Source organism: Xanthomonas sp. NCPPB 2933 (assembly GCF_056725225.1).
Genome location: NZ_CM161518.1, coordinates 4680244 through 4695167 on the forward strand (window position 1 = coordinate 4680244; position 14924 = coordinate 4695167).

Genomic DNA, 14924 nt, shown 5'->3' on the forward strand with positions numbered 1-14924 from the left:
CACCCTCGCGGGACACGCCGCAAGTACGTCCATGTAGGCTCTTACGCGGCATCCATGCCGCGTAAGGTCCCGCGACGGTGGGCGGGCAAGGACCAGTCGAGATGGTCGCTGCGCATGGTGCAAGCCATGCATGACGTGCGTCGTTTGGGTAACAGCGCGTCCGATCAGCTTCCCAAGGCAAGCCGAGTGACAGAAAGGCTTTCAGTAAAGCAGCCAGCAAACTGTCTGGTGCGGTGTCCTCACCGATTGCGGGACCGTGTGGCGGCATGGATGCCGCCACCGAGCCTACAGGGACGTACTTGCGGCGTGTCCCGCGAGCGGTGAGGGCACCGCGCCCTCGACCCCACTCAGCGTTTGATCTGGACTTCCGACGCGTTTGACCTGAACTTCCGACGGCATCCACCAGGATGCTGCCGACAACACCACTGCACTCACCACTCACGCCTTGAGCCGATAACCGCTGCGGAAGATCGCCGCCACCACGCCCAGGCACACGATCAGGAACAGGAAGGTCATGCCGGTGCTTACCACGATGTGCACGTCGGCCTTGCCGTAGAAACTCCAGCGGAAGCCGCTGATCAGATAGACCACCGGATTGAACAAGGTGACCTTCTGCCACAGCGGCGGCAGCATGTTGATCGAGTAGAAACTGCCGCCCAGGAAGGTCAGCGGCGTGACCACCATCAGCGGAATCACCTGCAGTTTTTCGAAGCCGTCGGCCCAGATGCCGATGATGAAACCGAACAGGCTGAAGGTCAGCGCGGTGAGCACCAGAAAGCCCAGCATCCACACTGGGTGGGCAATCTCATACGGCACGAACAGCCGCGCGGTGAGCAAGATCAGCAAGCCAAGCAGCACCGACTTGGTCGCCGCCGCGCCCACATAGCCGATCACAATCTCCCACCACGCCACCGGCGCCGACAACACCTCGTAGATGGTGCCGGCCCAGCGCGGCATGTAGATGCCGAACGAGGCGTTGGAAATGCTCTCGTTGAGCAGCGACAGCATCACCAGCCCGGGAATGATGAAGGCGCCGTAGCTGATGCCGTCGATATCGCCCATGCGCGAGCCGATCGCCGCACCGAACACCACAAAATACAGTGAGGTCGACAACACCGGCGAGGCGATCGACTGGGTCAGCGTGCGGAACGCGCGCGCCATTTCGAAGCGGTAGATCGCAGCGATTGCATACCGATTCATGCGCGTATCTCCTGCTGGCGTGCACCGTGCACCAGATTGACGAAGATCTCCTCCAGCGAACTCTCGCTGGAATGCAGGTCCTTGAAATCGATGCCCTGCTCGTTGAGCCGGCGCAGCAGCCCGCCGATGCCGGTCTGCTCGGCCTGGGTGTCGAAGGTGTAGATCAGGCTGTTGCCATCGGCCGACAGTTCCAATGGCAGATCGCTCAGCGCGACCGGGATGGCCTGCAGCGGCGCCTGCAGGCTGAGCGTGAGCTGCTTCTTGCCGAGCTTGCGCATCAGCGTGTGCTTGTCTTCCACCAGCACCAGCTCGCCGCGATTGATCACCCCGACCCGGTCGGCCATGTCTTCGGCTTCTTCGATGTAATGGGTGGTCAGGATTACCGTGGTGCCCTGCTCGCGCAGCCGCCGCACCATCTGCCACATGTCGTGGCGCAGCTCCACGTCCACACCGGCGGTGGGCTCGTCCAAAAAGAGAATGCGCGGCTCGTGCGCCAGCGCCTTGGCGATCAGCACGCGCCGCTTCATGCCGCCGGACAGCGTGGAAATCTTGTTGTTGCGCTTGTCCCACAACGAGAGCTCGCGCAACACCGTTTCCAGATACTGCGGATTGGCCGGCTTGCCGAACAGCCCGCGGCTGAAACGCACGGTGGCCCACACGCTTTCGAACGCATCGGTGGCCAGTTCCTGCGGCACCAGGCCGATGCTGGCACGCGCGGCGCGGTAATCGCGCACGATGTCGTGGCCATCGGCCAGCACGGTGCCGGTGCTCGGATTGATCAACCCGCAGATGATGCTGATCAAGGTGGTCTTGCCGGCACCGTTGGGACCGAGCAGCGCGAAGATTTCGCCGCGCTGGATTTCGAGGTCCACGTGCTTGAGCGCCTGAAAACCGCCAGCGTAGGTCTTGCTCAATCCCTGGATGGAAACGATTGGAGTCATGTGTTCTGCACTGGAACGATCAGCCGCACAGGGTAGGCCGTGCGCCATGAAGATGGGAGCAGTGTGGATGGGATGGTGTCTCCCGACGTGCGACGAGGAGCGTCAGCGAACTGGAGCGCGCACGCCTGCTGCGTCTGTCTGTTGGCGCACCTCCATGTAGGAGCGCGCTTGCGCGCGATGAGGCTTTCCTGCCAACGCCCCATCGCGCGCAAGCGCGCTCCTACACGACCCGGGCGTCACCACCGCTGCGGCTCCTGCGATTCCCCAATCCCGATTCTCCATTCCCGCGCGCATCAGCGCGCTCAAGCCCGCTTGCGCGACTCGATCAGATCCAGATTGCGCACCAGCCGGCGCGACAGGTCGTCGGAAATCTCGCGGCGGCGCGCGAGCTTGAACAACTCGTTGCGCTCGGCCACCAATGCTGCATGACGGAACTGGCGCAGCGCCTGTTCGTAGGCACCGGCCTCTTCCGGGTCGGTCTCGGCCATGTCCACCGCGCCGAGCTTGCGTTGATAGCGCTGGCTGACCTGATTGGCCGCCGCGTTGTAGCGCTCGGCATGCTTGCTGCCATCCACCAGCCGCTGGCGCAGTTTTTCCACCGCTTCCAGCGCGGCCTGCGAGGCGGCCTTCACCGCCAGGTCTTCCTTGAGCTGTTCGTCTTCTTCTTCGGGCAGCTCCAGCCCGCGCAGCAGCGGCGGCAACGCCACGCTGGCGACCAGCAACGAGACCAGGATCACCGAGGCGGCCAGGAAAATCGCCAACTGGCGGGCCGGGAACGGTGAGCCGTCTTCCAGCATCAACGGCAACGTGAGCACGCCGGCCAGGGTGATCGCACCACGCACGCCGGCCAGCGAGACCGCCACCACGATGCGCCACGGCGGGCTGACATGCTGTTCGCCACGCCACTGCGCCTTGAAGATGTTCCAGCGCAGCGACAGGAACACCCATACGAAGCGCAACGCCATCAGGCTGGCGCTGATGGTGGCCACGTACACCGCCAGCCACCACGGATTGAGGTGGCCGGCTTCCTGCACGCTGCGCACCGCCCCGTCCAGGATGCCCGGCAACTGCTCGCCCAGCAGCACGAAGATGATGCCGTTGAAAGTGAACTGCACCGTGTCCCACACCGCCGAGCGCTGCAGCCGCATATTGCCCGGCGCATTACCGGCCATTTCCACGTAGCTCATGGTGACGCCGGCGGCCACGGCAGCCAGGATGCCCGAAGCATGGAAGGCTTCGGCCAGCAGATAGGCCGCGAACGGGGTGAGCAGGTTGACCAGGATCGCCGAACCCGGCTCCTCGCCGAAGTGGCGCCAGATCCAGGCCTGGATGCGGCTCAGGCCGAAGGTGGTCGCCACGCCCAATGCCAGCCCGGCCAGCGCCACCCACAGGAAGGTCAACGAGGCGGTGGCGATCGAGAAGCTGCCGGTCAGCACCGCCGCCACCGCAAACTGGAAGCACACCAGACCCGAAGCATCGTTGAGCAACGACTCGCCTTCCAGGATGTGCATCAGCCGCTTGGGAATCGGCACCTTGGAGGCGATCGAGGACACCGCCACCGGGTCGGTCGGCGAGATGATCGCGGCCAGCGCGAAGGCCACCGCCAGCGGCATCGCCGGGATCAACCAATGGATCAGCAGGCCCGCGCCGACCACGGTGAACACCACCAGGCCCAGCGCCAGTTCCAGGATGGCCGCCTTGTCGCGGAACAGGCCTTGTTTGGGAATGCGCCAGCCGTCCAGGAACAACAGCGGCGGCAGGAACAACAGGAAGAACAACTCCGGTTCCAGCTCGTGCCCGGCATCGAACACACCGGAGACCACCGCGCCGAGCGCGATCTGGACCAACGGCAAGGGCAACGAGAACGGCAGGATGCGGATCAGATAACCGCTGGCCGCGACCGCCAGCAACATGGCGAGGACGACATCGATCGAATGCATGAAAAACTCGGAAGAAGAAACGGTGCGCGTAGGGCATCGCATCGTGCAACGCACAACTAACGCGCCGAAGGGAACATACCGGTTTGCAGGCGGCGATGAAACCACCACGCCGCCTGGGCCTGGGCGCGGCCCTCCACGGTGACCGCCACGAGGGTGTGCTGCTGCAGCTCTGTGCGGGTGTCTGTCGATCAGACACGGTGGATACGCTGGCGGATGGACAGGCCGAGACGAGGATGAAAGCAACCGGCAACGTGATCGCTCGCCACGTCACGCATGCCGGCTGCTTGCCTATGCAGGTTGGCTGGACGGGATCAGCTGTGGTGAACGTGCTTGTTCGCGTGCGGCTTCGATGGCCCAGTGCCCTCGACCGGGACCAGGAAGGTCGCTTCATGCAGTTTCAGCCTGGAATCGTAGTGACTCACCGTCACCTTGACCGCCTTGACCTTCTTCTTGAAGGCGTACGGCCACTGCGCGCCGACCATCTGCTGCCCGGGCTTCTGACCGTCAGCGTCTCCGACGAGCTTGATGCGCACGGGGTAATTGCCTGCGCCGCCGTTGTCCGCATCGTTGGCGTCGGACACGTCGATATGCGCTTTCGAAAACGCCAGCGTCGACGGGCCGACGTCCTTGACGTCCTTATAGTTGGCGCTGTCGTCGAATCCGATATTTTTATAGCTATAGGTCAGCAGGATCACTTGCGTAGGAACCCAGGAGCCACCGCCGTAATTGGGAATTTTCACCTTGGCCACGCGTGCGGAATCCACCGTGAATTCCCACTCGCCCGGGACGATCCATTTCTGACCTGGCCGATAGATGTCACTCGCAGGGACAGCAGCGGTCGCTGACGGCGCATGTGTTGGCGTTGGCGTGACGGCTGCTGCCTGTGCAGTGCCGGATAACACCAGCGCGCCTGCCGCCAACCATGCCGGCACCAATCGATTGAACTCACTCTTTTTGGATTTCATGTTCTACAGCCTCTGAGCACTGATCATCACGCAAGGGCATGAATGGTAATTGCACTGTCCGGCGCCGCTTCTGCCATTCGCGAACATTCGTGCAGCATTAGGGTGGTCGTGCGACGGCTACGACCCCGATGGGCTTGATAACGGACTGATCGCGCGGCCCTTGCATCACAGGTTCGCCATAGAGTGTTTAAACCGTTAGTCGGCATGTGTGGCCATCGCGACTCGAACAGACTCAACCGCAGGCCACCGATCTGCAGTCGCTACGACGGATGTGCGATGACATTGCAGCACAGCATCTCCATGTAAAAAACGCGTGATGCATCCGCGCCGCATCCGGCCGCGTATCCAGCTATACGATTGCCATCCAGGTGATCGCCTACCCAAAGGATCGATGCCTCATGAAGACCTCATTCCAGTCGCTTGCCATTGCCACCGCCATTGCCCTGACGAGCGCGATGGCTCCCGCCTACGCGGCGTCCAACCCAATGGTGGGTGGTGCGCCGATGCTGGTGACCAAGGACATCGTCGACAACGCGGTCAACTCCAAGGATCACACCACCCTGGTCGCGGCAGTCAAGGCCGCTGGCCTAGTCGAGACGTTGAAGGGCCCGGGCCCGTTCACCGTGTTTGCCCCGACCAACGCCGCATTTGCCGCATTGCCGGCCGGCACTGTCGACACCTTGTTGAAGCCCGAATCCAAGCCCACCTTGACCAAGGTGCTGACCTATCACGTGGTGCCGGGCAAGGTTGACGCCGCTTCGCTGATCGCCAAGATCAAGGCCGGCGGCGGCAGCGCCACGCTGACCACCGTGCAGGGTGAGCCGCTGACCGCAAAGCTCAATGGCAAGAAGGTCACCATCACCGACGTCAAGGGCAACACCGCCAACGTCACCATTGCCGATGTGGTGCAGAGCAATGGCGTGATCCACGTGGTCGACAAGGTGTTGATGCCGTAATTGCATCTGGCTGCAAGGCACGTCGTTGTCATTGCATGCGCAGGTAGTCCATCGGCGGAATGCAGGGGGATTCCGCCGATGGGGCGCAACCGTCATGTGCGCTGGCGTTATCGAGACATTTTGAACGCGCGCCGCCTCGGTGCATCCATGCATATGTCGACGTGGACAAACGCTTTTTGTAGGCCGATCCGCGTGTACCTGAAACCACGTTTCAGGTACACGCCACCCAACCGCGAAGCGGCGGTGATGGAGTCACTGGTTCCTCAGTGGCCCCACTTGGTGTCTTGGTTCTCCGACACCGTACGCGTGCCATTGCACGCGTATTTTTTTATGGCGCGGCCGAGCTGCCAGCCGACATCGGTACGTCCAGCAGCTGGCGCAGATCTTCCACAAACCCGCGATAGCCTTCTTCGCGTGCGGCTGTCGTTGGCTGACGCAACACCCATGACGGATGCACGGTAGTCAGCACCGGCGTGCCATCGTCCAGGCGCTGCCATTGGCCGCGTTCGCGCATCAAGCGAAAGCCGCTTCCTAACACCGCCTGTGCCGCGGTCGCGCCCAGGCACACGATCTGCGCCGGACGCAGTTGTGCGCGCTCTGCATGCAACCAGCCACTGCAGGCCTGCACATGCGCCCGTTCCGGGTTGCGATGCAGCCGCCGTTTACCGCGCTGCTCGAAGCGGAAATGCTTGACCGCATTGGTCACATAGACCGTGGCGCGATCGATGCCGATCTCGCCCAGCGCCATATTGAACAAACGCCCGGCCGGCCCGACGAACGGACGCCCGCTCAGATCCTCTTCGTCGCCCGGCTGCTCGCCGATCACCATCACCGATGCATCGTTCGGCCCTTCGCCAAACACCGTCTGCGTTGCCGGTTGCCACAACGCGCAACGCCGGCAATCGCGCGCGGCCACGCGCAACTGCGCCAGGCTTTGCGTGGCCACTTCCGGGACCGGCGCTGGCGCGACCGGCACTCGCCGCCGCACCGGCTCTGGCGCACGCTCGGCCATCTCGCGCACGCGCACACCCGCCTCGCGGATCAGCTCCGGCAACAAGCTCGCCTCGGGCAGATTCTTCCAGTATTTCTGTGGCATTTCCTGCCGCATCATGGTGGGATTGAGCCGCGCCGGATTGAAGATGTGCGCGTAATAGGTGCGCCACAGCGTCTCCTGCGCATCGTCGGCCGGCACTTGGGTGCGCACGGCGCCTTCGCCGAACGTCAACGCCTCGCCATCCCAGCGCACACTGCGATACGGAGTCAGAATCGCCCAGCGCATTCCGGCGAAACGGCGCGCGAAAAACGGCGCCACCCGATCCACGATCCAGTGTCCGGGCTCGAACCACGCCACAAAGTCTTCTTCTTCGCCGGGCAAGCGCCGGAAGCGCACGAATGCCTTCATCTTGTGCGTATCGCGTTGCACCGCCTTCTGCCACTGTGCCACACGGTGCACATCGACATCGGTCGCCCGCTCCAGCAACGCCCGCTCGCCGGACGCCACCCGCCACAACAACCGATACAACACCGCATAGCGCTGCGGATCGCGATGACACAATACCGAGCCCGCCATCTGCAAAAACTCTGCCGACACACGCGGGGGGGCAACCACCGCCGGCAGGTCCAGCAGCCCCTGCCCCATCAACAAGCCACCCTGCACGCCACCATTCCACGCAATGGAGTCAGGCTCCACCTGCGCGCACCACCCCGCCCGCGCCAGCGCACGCCATGCATCAAGACTCCAACCTGGCTCAACTTCAGCGCTGAACATCGCTTACACCTGACCTCAAGATTTTCGATCTCGCCATCGCTCTACTGGCGGCACTATCGTTGCGTTGTTGCGATTTTCTCGCGGGCTTTTGCGGCTTTTGCTGCTACTGATGCTGGTCGCTTGTCGCTTGTCGCTTGTCGCTTGTCGCTTGTCGCCGTTGATTTTGCTGCACCAAGTCGCCTTAGAGCGAGCCGAGCACCGCAGCCATGCGTGGCCGAAGAGGCGCCCTGTCTGAGCGCAGCGAGTTTGGGCGCCGTGCCGCGCATGGCGAGGAGCACAGGGCACCGGTGCGGCTGTATCGCACCGGATCGCGTCAGGCGACAGCGGTTTTGGTTACTTTTGCCAAGACAAAAGTAACCCGCGCCGCAAGGCGTGGAAGCTCTTGGCGCAGGAATTCGGTGGTGGAAATTGGGGATTCGTAGAAGCAATCAAGAACTTCCAAGTCATGCGTGCGGCCGTACCCTCATCCGCCCTTCGGGCACCTTCTCCCGACGGGAGAAGGGACAGGCGTCAATCGAACAAACTTGCCTGTCGCGGTGCCGGCGCCAACTGCGCGCGTAACCGCACCGGATCGTCCAAGCGCTGGCGCGGATGATGATCCAGCACACTCACAAACGGCAGCAGCTTCTTCATCGGCACCCGCAACCGCGCCAGATCTCCCACCCGCAAGCGCGCATGCCTGCGCGACAACAGCAAGCGCTCCACATTGCGCGTGCCCAGGCCCGGTACCCGTAGCAGCATCTCGCGCGGCGCCGCGTTCAAATCCACCGGAAAGCGCTCCGGATTGCGCAACGCCCACGCCAGCTTCGGGTCCACATCCAGATCGAGCATGCCGCTGGATTGCGCCGGCGCAATCTCTTCCACGCTGAAGTCGTAGAAGCGCAACAACCAGTCGGCCTGATACAGCCGATGCTCGCGCTGCAACGGCGGCGCCTGCAGCGGCAACTTGGAGGAGGCATCCGGGATCGGGCTGAACGCCGAGTAATACACCCGGCGCATCCGGTAATTGCCGTAGAGATTGTGGCTGGTGTCCAGAATGCTGCGGTCGTTGGCGTCGTCGGCACCGACGATCATCTGCGTGCTTTGCCCGGCCGGGGCGAAGCGCGGCGGCTTGGCGCGGCGCACTTTTTCGGCCTTGCGCTCGAGCTGATTCTCTTCGATGCGCCAACGCAGTTCACCCATCGCCGCGCGAATGCCGCCGACGCTTTTTTCCGGCGCCAGCAAGGTCAGGCCCTGCTCGGTCGGCAACTCCACGTTGATGCTCAGGCGGTCGGCGTAGCGACCGGCCGCGGCCAGCAATTCCGGCGTGGCATCGGGGATGGTCTTGAGATGGATGTAACCGGCGAAGTGATGCACCTCGCGCAGCTGCCGCGCCACTTCCACCAGCTGCTCCATGGTGTAGTCGGAGTTGCGGATGATGCCGCTGGACAGGAACAGGCCTTCGATGTAATTGCGCTTGTAGAAATCCAGCGTCAGCGTGACCACTTCTTCCGGCGTGAAGCGCGCGCGGCGCACGTTGCTGGACACCCGATTGACGCAGTACGCGCAATCGAAGATGCAGAAGTTGGTCAGCAAAATCTTCAGCAGCGAGACGCAGCGGCCATCGGGCGTGTATGAGTGGCAGATGCCCATGCCCTCGGTGCTGCCGATGCCGCCGGTGCCGAGCGAATTGCGCTTGTTGGCGCCACTGGAGGCGCAGGAGGCGTCGTATTTGGCGGCGTCGGCGAGGACGGCGAGCTTGTCGAGGATTTTCACCCAAGCAGCATGCAGCGATGGCGTCTCAGTCTGTGAGACTGCCCCGCACGCATCGTGAATGCTTCAGAGCGCTGTGGTGCGGGCGCCATGCCTTGGCGTTGTGCGGCTGGCTGGCTCCAATCGCCATACGTGATGGCGGTGGTGCCCAGTCCGCCGCCATACGTCATTGCTGCGGCGCGGCGCGCCGTCTGAGCCATGCGTGATGCCTATGGTGCCAGCGTGTCACCGGCACATGCCTGATGGCAACGGTATCGGCATGCTGCCGGCACTTTACGTGTCGGCCACAATGCCTGCGTGCTGCAAGCACGGTGGACTCATGCGGCAACCGGATCCGCAAGCGCGCGATCCCCATCGAACCGGTAGATATCCATGGCCAGAAGGCCGGCATCGATACCCGCATCGATGCGCTGCGCGCCAAGCCGGTCGTCGCCCGCCGCGCCCATCGCCACATACAGCGGCAACAGGTGCTCGTCAGTGGGATGCGCGCGCGCGGCCTGCGGTGCCTGGCGGCGATAGTCCAATAGCGCGGCGATGTCGTTTTCGACCAACTTGCGTTCGGTCCATTCGATGAAGGGCCGCACGTACGGCGCCTCGCGCTCGGCACTGTAGCCCTGGCGCGCGTCGTGCAGGTTGTGGGTGATGCTGCCCGAGCCGATCACCAGCACACCTTCATCGCGCAACGGTGCCAGCGCGCGGCCCACCGCGAACTGGTGGGCCGGGCCGAGCTCTGGCTGGATCGACACCGACACCACCGGAATCTCGGCAGCCGGATACAGCAGGCGCAGCGGCACCCACACGCCATGATCGAAGCCGCGCTGCGGGTCCAGGTGCGGATGCAGGCCGGCCTGCTCCAGCCGACGCAGGATCTGTTGCGCCAACGCCGGCTCGCCAGGCGCGGGATACTCCAGCTCGTACAGCGGCGCAGGAAACCCGCCGAAGTCGTGGATGGTGGCCGGCCGCGCCGCGCCACTGACCAGCGGGCGACGGCCAAGCCAATGCGCGGACGCAACCACAATCGCGCGTGGCCGCGGCAAGGTCTGCGCAAGCTCGGCCAGGCGCTCGCCGACCTGCCCCGGCTGCAGCGCAGTCATTGGCGATCCATGCGAGATGTACAGGGAAGGCAAGCGGGTCATGGACAACTCCTCGTAAAGAAAAACAAACCGCCTCAGCGCGCCGGCTTCAAGGCCAGGGCGCCATCGCCAAGCAGCGATTGCACGATCAGCAACACCGCCCATAGCGCCGGATATTCCCAGCCACCACCCGGATTGGAGAAGCCGAAGCCATTGGCGCCATGCACGCTGACGATGGTGCCCAGCAGCAGCGGCACGCCCAACAGCGCCACCCAGCGCGCGTAGATGCCCAACAGCAAGGACAGGCCCAGGCCGAGTTCCAGCGCGATGGTGAGGTAACCCAGCACGCCGGGCAGGCCGAGCGACTGGAAATAGGCCGCCGTACCGGCCGGGGTGAACACCAGCAGCTTGGTCAGGCCGTGCACCAGGAACAGCGCGCCCAGACTGATGCGCAACAAGGCCGTGCCGTAAGCGACGGTACGCGGGGATGCAAGGGAAGTGGACATTTGACAGACTCCGGTGAGGACCTGCACAGCCTATTGCTTACAAATTTCTGATAAATAGTTTTGATTCGGATAATTTATTGCGATCAAAGCAATAATCGGATCCAGCATGGATACCCTCGACGCAATGCGCGTGTTCACCGCAGTGGCCGAACGCAGCGGCTTCAGCGCTGCAGCCGATGCGCTGGACCGCTCCACCGCCAGCGTCACCCGCCAGGTCGCCGCGCTCGAGCAGCGGCTGGGCACCCGCCTGCTCAACCGCACCACCCGGCGGGTCAGCCTGACCAGCGCCGGCACCGCGTATTACCAGCGCTGCCTGCAGCTGCTGGCCGATCTGGACGACCTGGAGGCCACCGTGGGCGCTCAGGCGCTGGAGCCGGCCGGGGTGCTGCGCGTCAACGCGCCGGTGAGCTACGGCATCGAGCGGCTGGCGGCGTTGCTGCCGGGCTTTCGCGCGCGCTACCCGCAGGTGGAGCTCGACCTGTCGCTGTCCGACCGCCTGGTCGACATGGTGGAAGAAGGCTTCGATGTCGCCATCCGCATCACCCGCCAGCCGGCGCCGACGCTGATCGCCCGCCAGCTGGGCAAGGTGCGGCTGCTCACGTGTGCGGCGCCGGCCTATCTGGCACGCGCGGGCACGCCCAGGCATCCATCCGATCTGGCCGGCCACGAATGCCTGCTCTATCACTACTCGCCCAATGGCGACGAGGTGCGCTTCCATGGCCCCGATGGGGATACCACTGTGCGCATCCACGGCGGGCTGCGCGCCAACAACGGGCATGTGTTGAGCGCGGCGGCGGTGGCCGGCCAGGGCATTGCGATGCAGCCGGATTTTCTGGCCGACGACCACCTCGCCGCCGGGCGCCTGGTACGCATTCTTCCCGAGTACGAGCTGGCCGATATCGGCATCTTCGCGGTCTACACCAGCCGCAGCCATCTGGCGCCGAAGGTGCGCAGCTTCATCGATTACCTGGTCGAGACGATGGGCGAGTGCGCGCCTGGTCTGGCGGCCCCGGCAACAGTTCGTCCCGGCAGTGGTCATTAACCTGTCGGCCCACGTGTGCGCACAATCCCGATCCCCTCGGTTCAAGGACTGCCCATGAGCAAGATCGCCATCGTGTATTTCAGCGGCTACGGCCACACCGTCAAACTGGCCGAAGCCGTGCAGGCCGGCGCCGCCAGCGTCGGCGAGGCCACGCTGTATCGCATCGACCAGGACGGCAACCTGCCCGACGACGCCTGGGAGGCGATCGGTGCGGCCGATGCCATCATCTACGGCAGCCCCACCTACATGGGCGGGCCGGCCTGGCAGTTCAAGAAGTTTGCCGACACCAGTTCCAAGCCGTGGTTTGCGCAGGCGTGGAAGGACAAGATTGCGGCCGGCTTCACCAACTCGGCCTCGGTCAATGGCGACAAGTACGCCACCATCCAGTACTTCTGGACGCTATCGCAGCAGCACGGCCAGGTCTGGGTCGGCACCGGGTTGATGCCGGCCAACACCAAGGCCAACGGCCCGCAGGACATCAACTGGACCGCCGGCTGGGCGGGCGCGCTGGCGATCTCGCCGTCCGATGCCTCGCCGGAAGAAGCGCCGCGCAGCGGCGATCTGGAAACCGCCAGGCTGCTCGGCAAGCGCATTGCCGAATTCGCCGGCAAGCTCAAGGGCTGAAGCGACAGGTAGTTGCGTCCGCGTAAAAGGCCCGTGCATGGCGGCAGGCTTCGGTCTGCCGGGATGCGCGGGCTTTTGCGTCGTGGCGCAATCGGTGCGGTTGCCATGCCGCAACGGCCTGCAACGGCCGCAACCGCGACGCCTCACCGATCGAGCCACATCGCCCTAACGCCACCCGCGCCATGCTTGGCCCCGCCCTTTTGACCGCACGGAGTTCCCCCACCATGCAAACCCGCACGCTTGGCCGTTCCGGCCCCACCGTCTCTGCACTCGGCCTCGGCTGCATGGGGATGAGCGCGTTCTACGGCAATCGCAGCGACGAGGCCGGCTCGATCAAGGTGATCCATCGCGCGCTCGATCACGGCATCAGCCTGCTCGACACCGCCGACATGTACGGCCCGCACACCAACGAGATCCTGGTCGGCAAGGCGATCGCATCGCGTCGGCATGAAGTGTTCCTGGCCACCAAGTTCGGCATCAAGCTCGATGCCAACGACCCGTCGGTGCGCGGTATCGATGGCAGCCCGGCGTACGTGCAGTCGGCCTGCGAAGCCAGCCTGCGCCGCCTGGGTGTGGAGCATATCGACCTGTATTACCAGCACCGCGTGGATCCCAACGTGCCGATCGAAGACACCGTGGGTGCGATGGCGCGTCTGGTCGAACAGGGCAAGGTGCGTTTTCTTGGGCTCTCCGAAGCGGCTGCGGACACCATTGCGCGTGCGCATGCGGTGCATCCGATCACTGCCGTACAGACCGAATACTCGCTGTGGTCGCGCGAGCCGGAAGACAACGGCGTGTTCGCTGCGGTGCGCGAGCTCGGGATCGGCTTCGTGCCGTATTCGCCGCTGGGGCGCGGTTTTCTTACCGGCGCGTTCTCCTCGCCGGACGACTTCGACGCCGACGATTACCGGCGCCATTCGCCGCGTTTCCAGGGCGACAACTTCACTCGCAACCTGCAGCTGGCGGAACAGGTCAAGGCGATCGCTGCCGACAAGGGCATCACACCCGGACAGCTGGCACTGGCCTGGGTACTGGCGCAAGGCCAGGATCTGGTGCCGATCCCGGGCACCAAACGTCTGGCCTATCTGGAAGAAAACATCGGCGCGCTCGATGTAGCGCTGATGCCGGACGAGCTGGCACGCATCGATGCGATTTTCCCGGCACAGGCCGCGGCCGGCACGCGCTACCCGGAAGCAATGATGGCCACCGTCAACCGCTGAGCCGGCCTTCGCGTCCTGCCTGCGGCCGCACCGCTGTGGCGACCGCAGGCGCTCACGCCATTGCATCGGCGTGGCTCGCACACTTGGTGCACCCTCACCTGAGCCGTGCGCCAGATGCTGTCTTTCGTAATCCCCGCCCACGACGAAGCCGCGCTGATCGGCGACACGCTGCAGTGCCTGCATGCCTGCGCGCAGACCATGCAGCTGGACTACGAGGTCATCGTGGTGGCCGATGCCTGCGAGGACGACACCGCCGCCATCGCGCGTGCGCATGCTGCGCAGGTGCTGGAGGTGCAACTGCGGCATATCGCCGCCACCCGCAATGCCGGCGCGCAATTGGCATGTGGCGAGCAGTTGTTGTTTCTGGATGCGGACACGCTGATCAACCCGCAGGTGGTGGGCGCGGCATTGGCGGCGCTGGAGGCCGGTGCCGTGGGCGGTGGCGCGCAGGTGCACCTGCAGGGCAGGCGCGTGTGGTCCGAGCGCACCGCACAGGCGATCTTCGGCTGGTTGTTTCGTGTCAGCGGCATCGCGCCCGGCTGCTTTCTGTTCTGCACGCGCGCTGCGTTCGTCAGCGCGGGTGGCTTCGATACGCGTTACTACGCCGGTGAGGATGTGGCGTTGAGCCGCGCGCTGGCACGCTGCGGGCGGTTCGTGATCCTGCGCCAGACCGTGCATACCTCCGACCGCAAGCTGCGCAGCTTTTCCAAGCGCGAACACCTCGGCTTGCTGCTGCGTTTCCTCTGGCGCGGGCGGCGCATGCTGCAGACCCGCGATGCGCTCGGCTTCTGGTACCAGCGCCGGCGCTGAACCGGGCGTGTCCACCCATGCGGGCATATGTCCGTCGTCGTCCGCAAGCCGGGACGTGGCGCTGGCAGCCACTTACACTGCGCCGTCTGTTCTGGTTTCGAGCTGTGCCGCATGGCCCCTTTGCACC

13 protein-coding genes are annotated in these 14924 nt (G+C 64.4%); 5 read left to right on the forward strand and 8 right to left on the reverse strand.

The window, feature by feature from the left end:
* Nucleotides 1–438: 438 nt before the first annotated feature.
* The 4 genes from AC1PLU_RS19745 to AC1PLU_RS19760 all read right to left on the reverse strand — a co-directional run bounded on the left by AC1PLU_RS19745 (nt 439) and on the right by AC1PLU_RS19760 (nt 5046).
* Nucleotides 439–1200, reverse strand: coding sequence for an ABC transporter permease (locus AC1PLU_RS19745; protein WP_481107033.1), 762 nt, complete (start codon nt 1198–1200; stop codon nt 439–441).
* A complete protein-coding gene (locus tag AC1PLU_RS19750) occupies nt 1197–2141 on the reverse strand; it encodes an ABC transporter ATP-binding protein (RefSeq protein ID WP_023905293.1) in 945 nt (314 codons plus the stop codon). Before AC1PLU_RS19750 ends, AC1PLU_RS19745 begins: the two co-directional genes overlap by 4 nt.
* A gap of 302 nt (nt 2142–2443) precedes the next feature.
* Nucleotides 2444–4081, reverse strand: coding sequence for a Na+/H+ antiporter (locus AC1PLU_RS19755; RefSeq protein WP_043889481.1), 1638 nt, complete (start codon nt 4079–4081; stop codon nt 2444–2446).
* Between the two features lie 311 nt (nt 4082–4392).
* Complete coding sequence (locus AC1PLU_RS19760; protein WP_481107034.1) at nt 4393–5046, reverse strand: hypothetical protein; 654 nt, start codon at nt 5044–5046, stop codon at nt 4393–4395.
* A 398-nt stretch (nt 5047–5444) separates the two neighbouring features.
* On the opposite strand from AC1PLU_RS19760, the gene AC1PLU_RS19765 reads away from it, so the two are divergent.
* Complete coding sequence (locus AC1PLU_RS19765) at nt 5445–6002, forward strand: fasciclin domain-containing protein (protein WP_023905297.1); 558 nt, start codon at nt 5445–5447, stop codon at nt 6000–6002.
* A 328-nt stretch (nt 6003–6330) separates the two neighbouring features.
* Here AC1PLU_RS19765 and AC1PLU_RS19770 read toward each other — a convergent pair whose 3' ends face one another.
* The 4 genes from AC1PLU_RS19770 to AC1PLU_RS19785 all read right to left on the reverse strand — a co-directional run bounded on the left by AC1PLU_RS19770 (nt 6331) and on the right by AC1PLU_RS19785 (nt 11101).
* A complete protein-coding gene (locus tag AC1PLU_RS19770; protein WP_481107035.1) occupies nt 6331–7770 on the reverse strand; it encodes a UdgX family uracil-DNA binding protein in 1440 nt (479 codons plus the stop codon).
* 510 nt (nt 7771–8280) lie between these two features.
* Nucleotides 8281–9525, reverse strand: coding sequence for a putative DNA modification/repair radical SAM protein (locus AC1PLU_RS19775; protein WP_023905300.1), 1245 nt, complete (start codon nt 9523–9525; stop codon nt 8281–8283).
* Nucleotides 9526–9839: 314 nt separating this feature from the next.
* Nucleotides 9840–10658 (reverse strand): DODA-type extradiol aromatic ring-opening family dioxygenase, encoded by an 819-nt coding sequence (locus tag AC1PLU_RS19780; protein ID WP_481095433.1) that lies wholly within the window; start codon nt 10656–10658, stop codon nt 9840–9842.
* Between the two features lie 32 nt (nt 10659–10690).
* On the reverse strand, nt 10691–11101 hold the full coding sequence (locus AC1PLU_RS19785; protein ID WP_481095432.1) for a DoxX family protein: 411 nt from the start codon (nt 11099–11101) through the stop codon (nt 10691–10693).
* A 106-nt stretch (nt 11102–11207) separates the two neighbouring features.
* On the opposite strand from AC1PLU_RS19785, the gene AC1PLU_RS19790 reads away from it, so the two are divergent.
* From AC1PLU_RS19790 to AC1PLU_RS19805, 4 genes are all read left to right on the forward strand, one after another.
* Nucleotides 11208–12143 carry a LysR family transcriptional regulator gene (locus AC1PLU_RS19790; RefSeq protein ID WP_481095431.1) on the forward strand — a complete coding sequence of 312 codons (936 nt, stop codon included), beginning with the start codon at nt 11208–11210 and terminating at the stop codon, nt 12141–12143.
* A 54-nt stretch (nt 12144–12197) separates the two neighbouring features.
* Nucleotides 12198–12767, forward strand: a complete 570-nt coding sequence (locus AC1PLU_RS19795; RefSeq protein WP_481095430.1) for a flavodoxin family protein — start codon at nt 12198–12200, stop codon at nt 12765–12767.
* A 224-nt stretch (nt 12768–12991) separates the two neighbouring features.
* A complete protein-coding gene (locus AC1PLU_RS19800) occupies nt 12992–13987 on the forward strand; it encodes an aldo/keto reductase (RefSeq protein ID WP_481107036.1) in 996 nt (331 codons plus the stop codon).
* A gap of 114 nt (nt 13988–14101) precedes the next feature.
* On the forward strand, nt 14102–14797 hold the full coding sequence (locus AC1PLU_RS19805) for a glycosyltransferase (protein WP_023905307.1): 696 nt from the start codon (nt 14102–14104) through the stop codon (nt 14795–14797).
* The last annotated feature ends 127 nt before the right edge of the window (nt 14798–14924 follow it).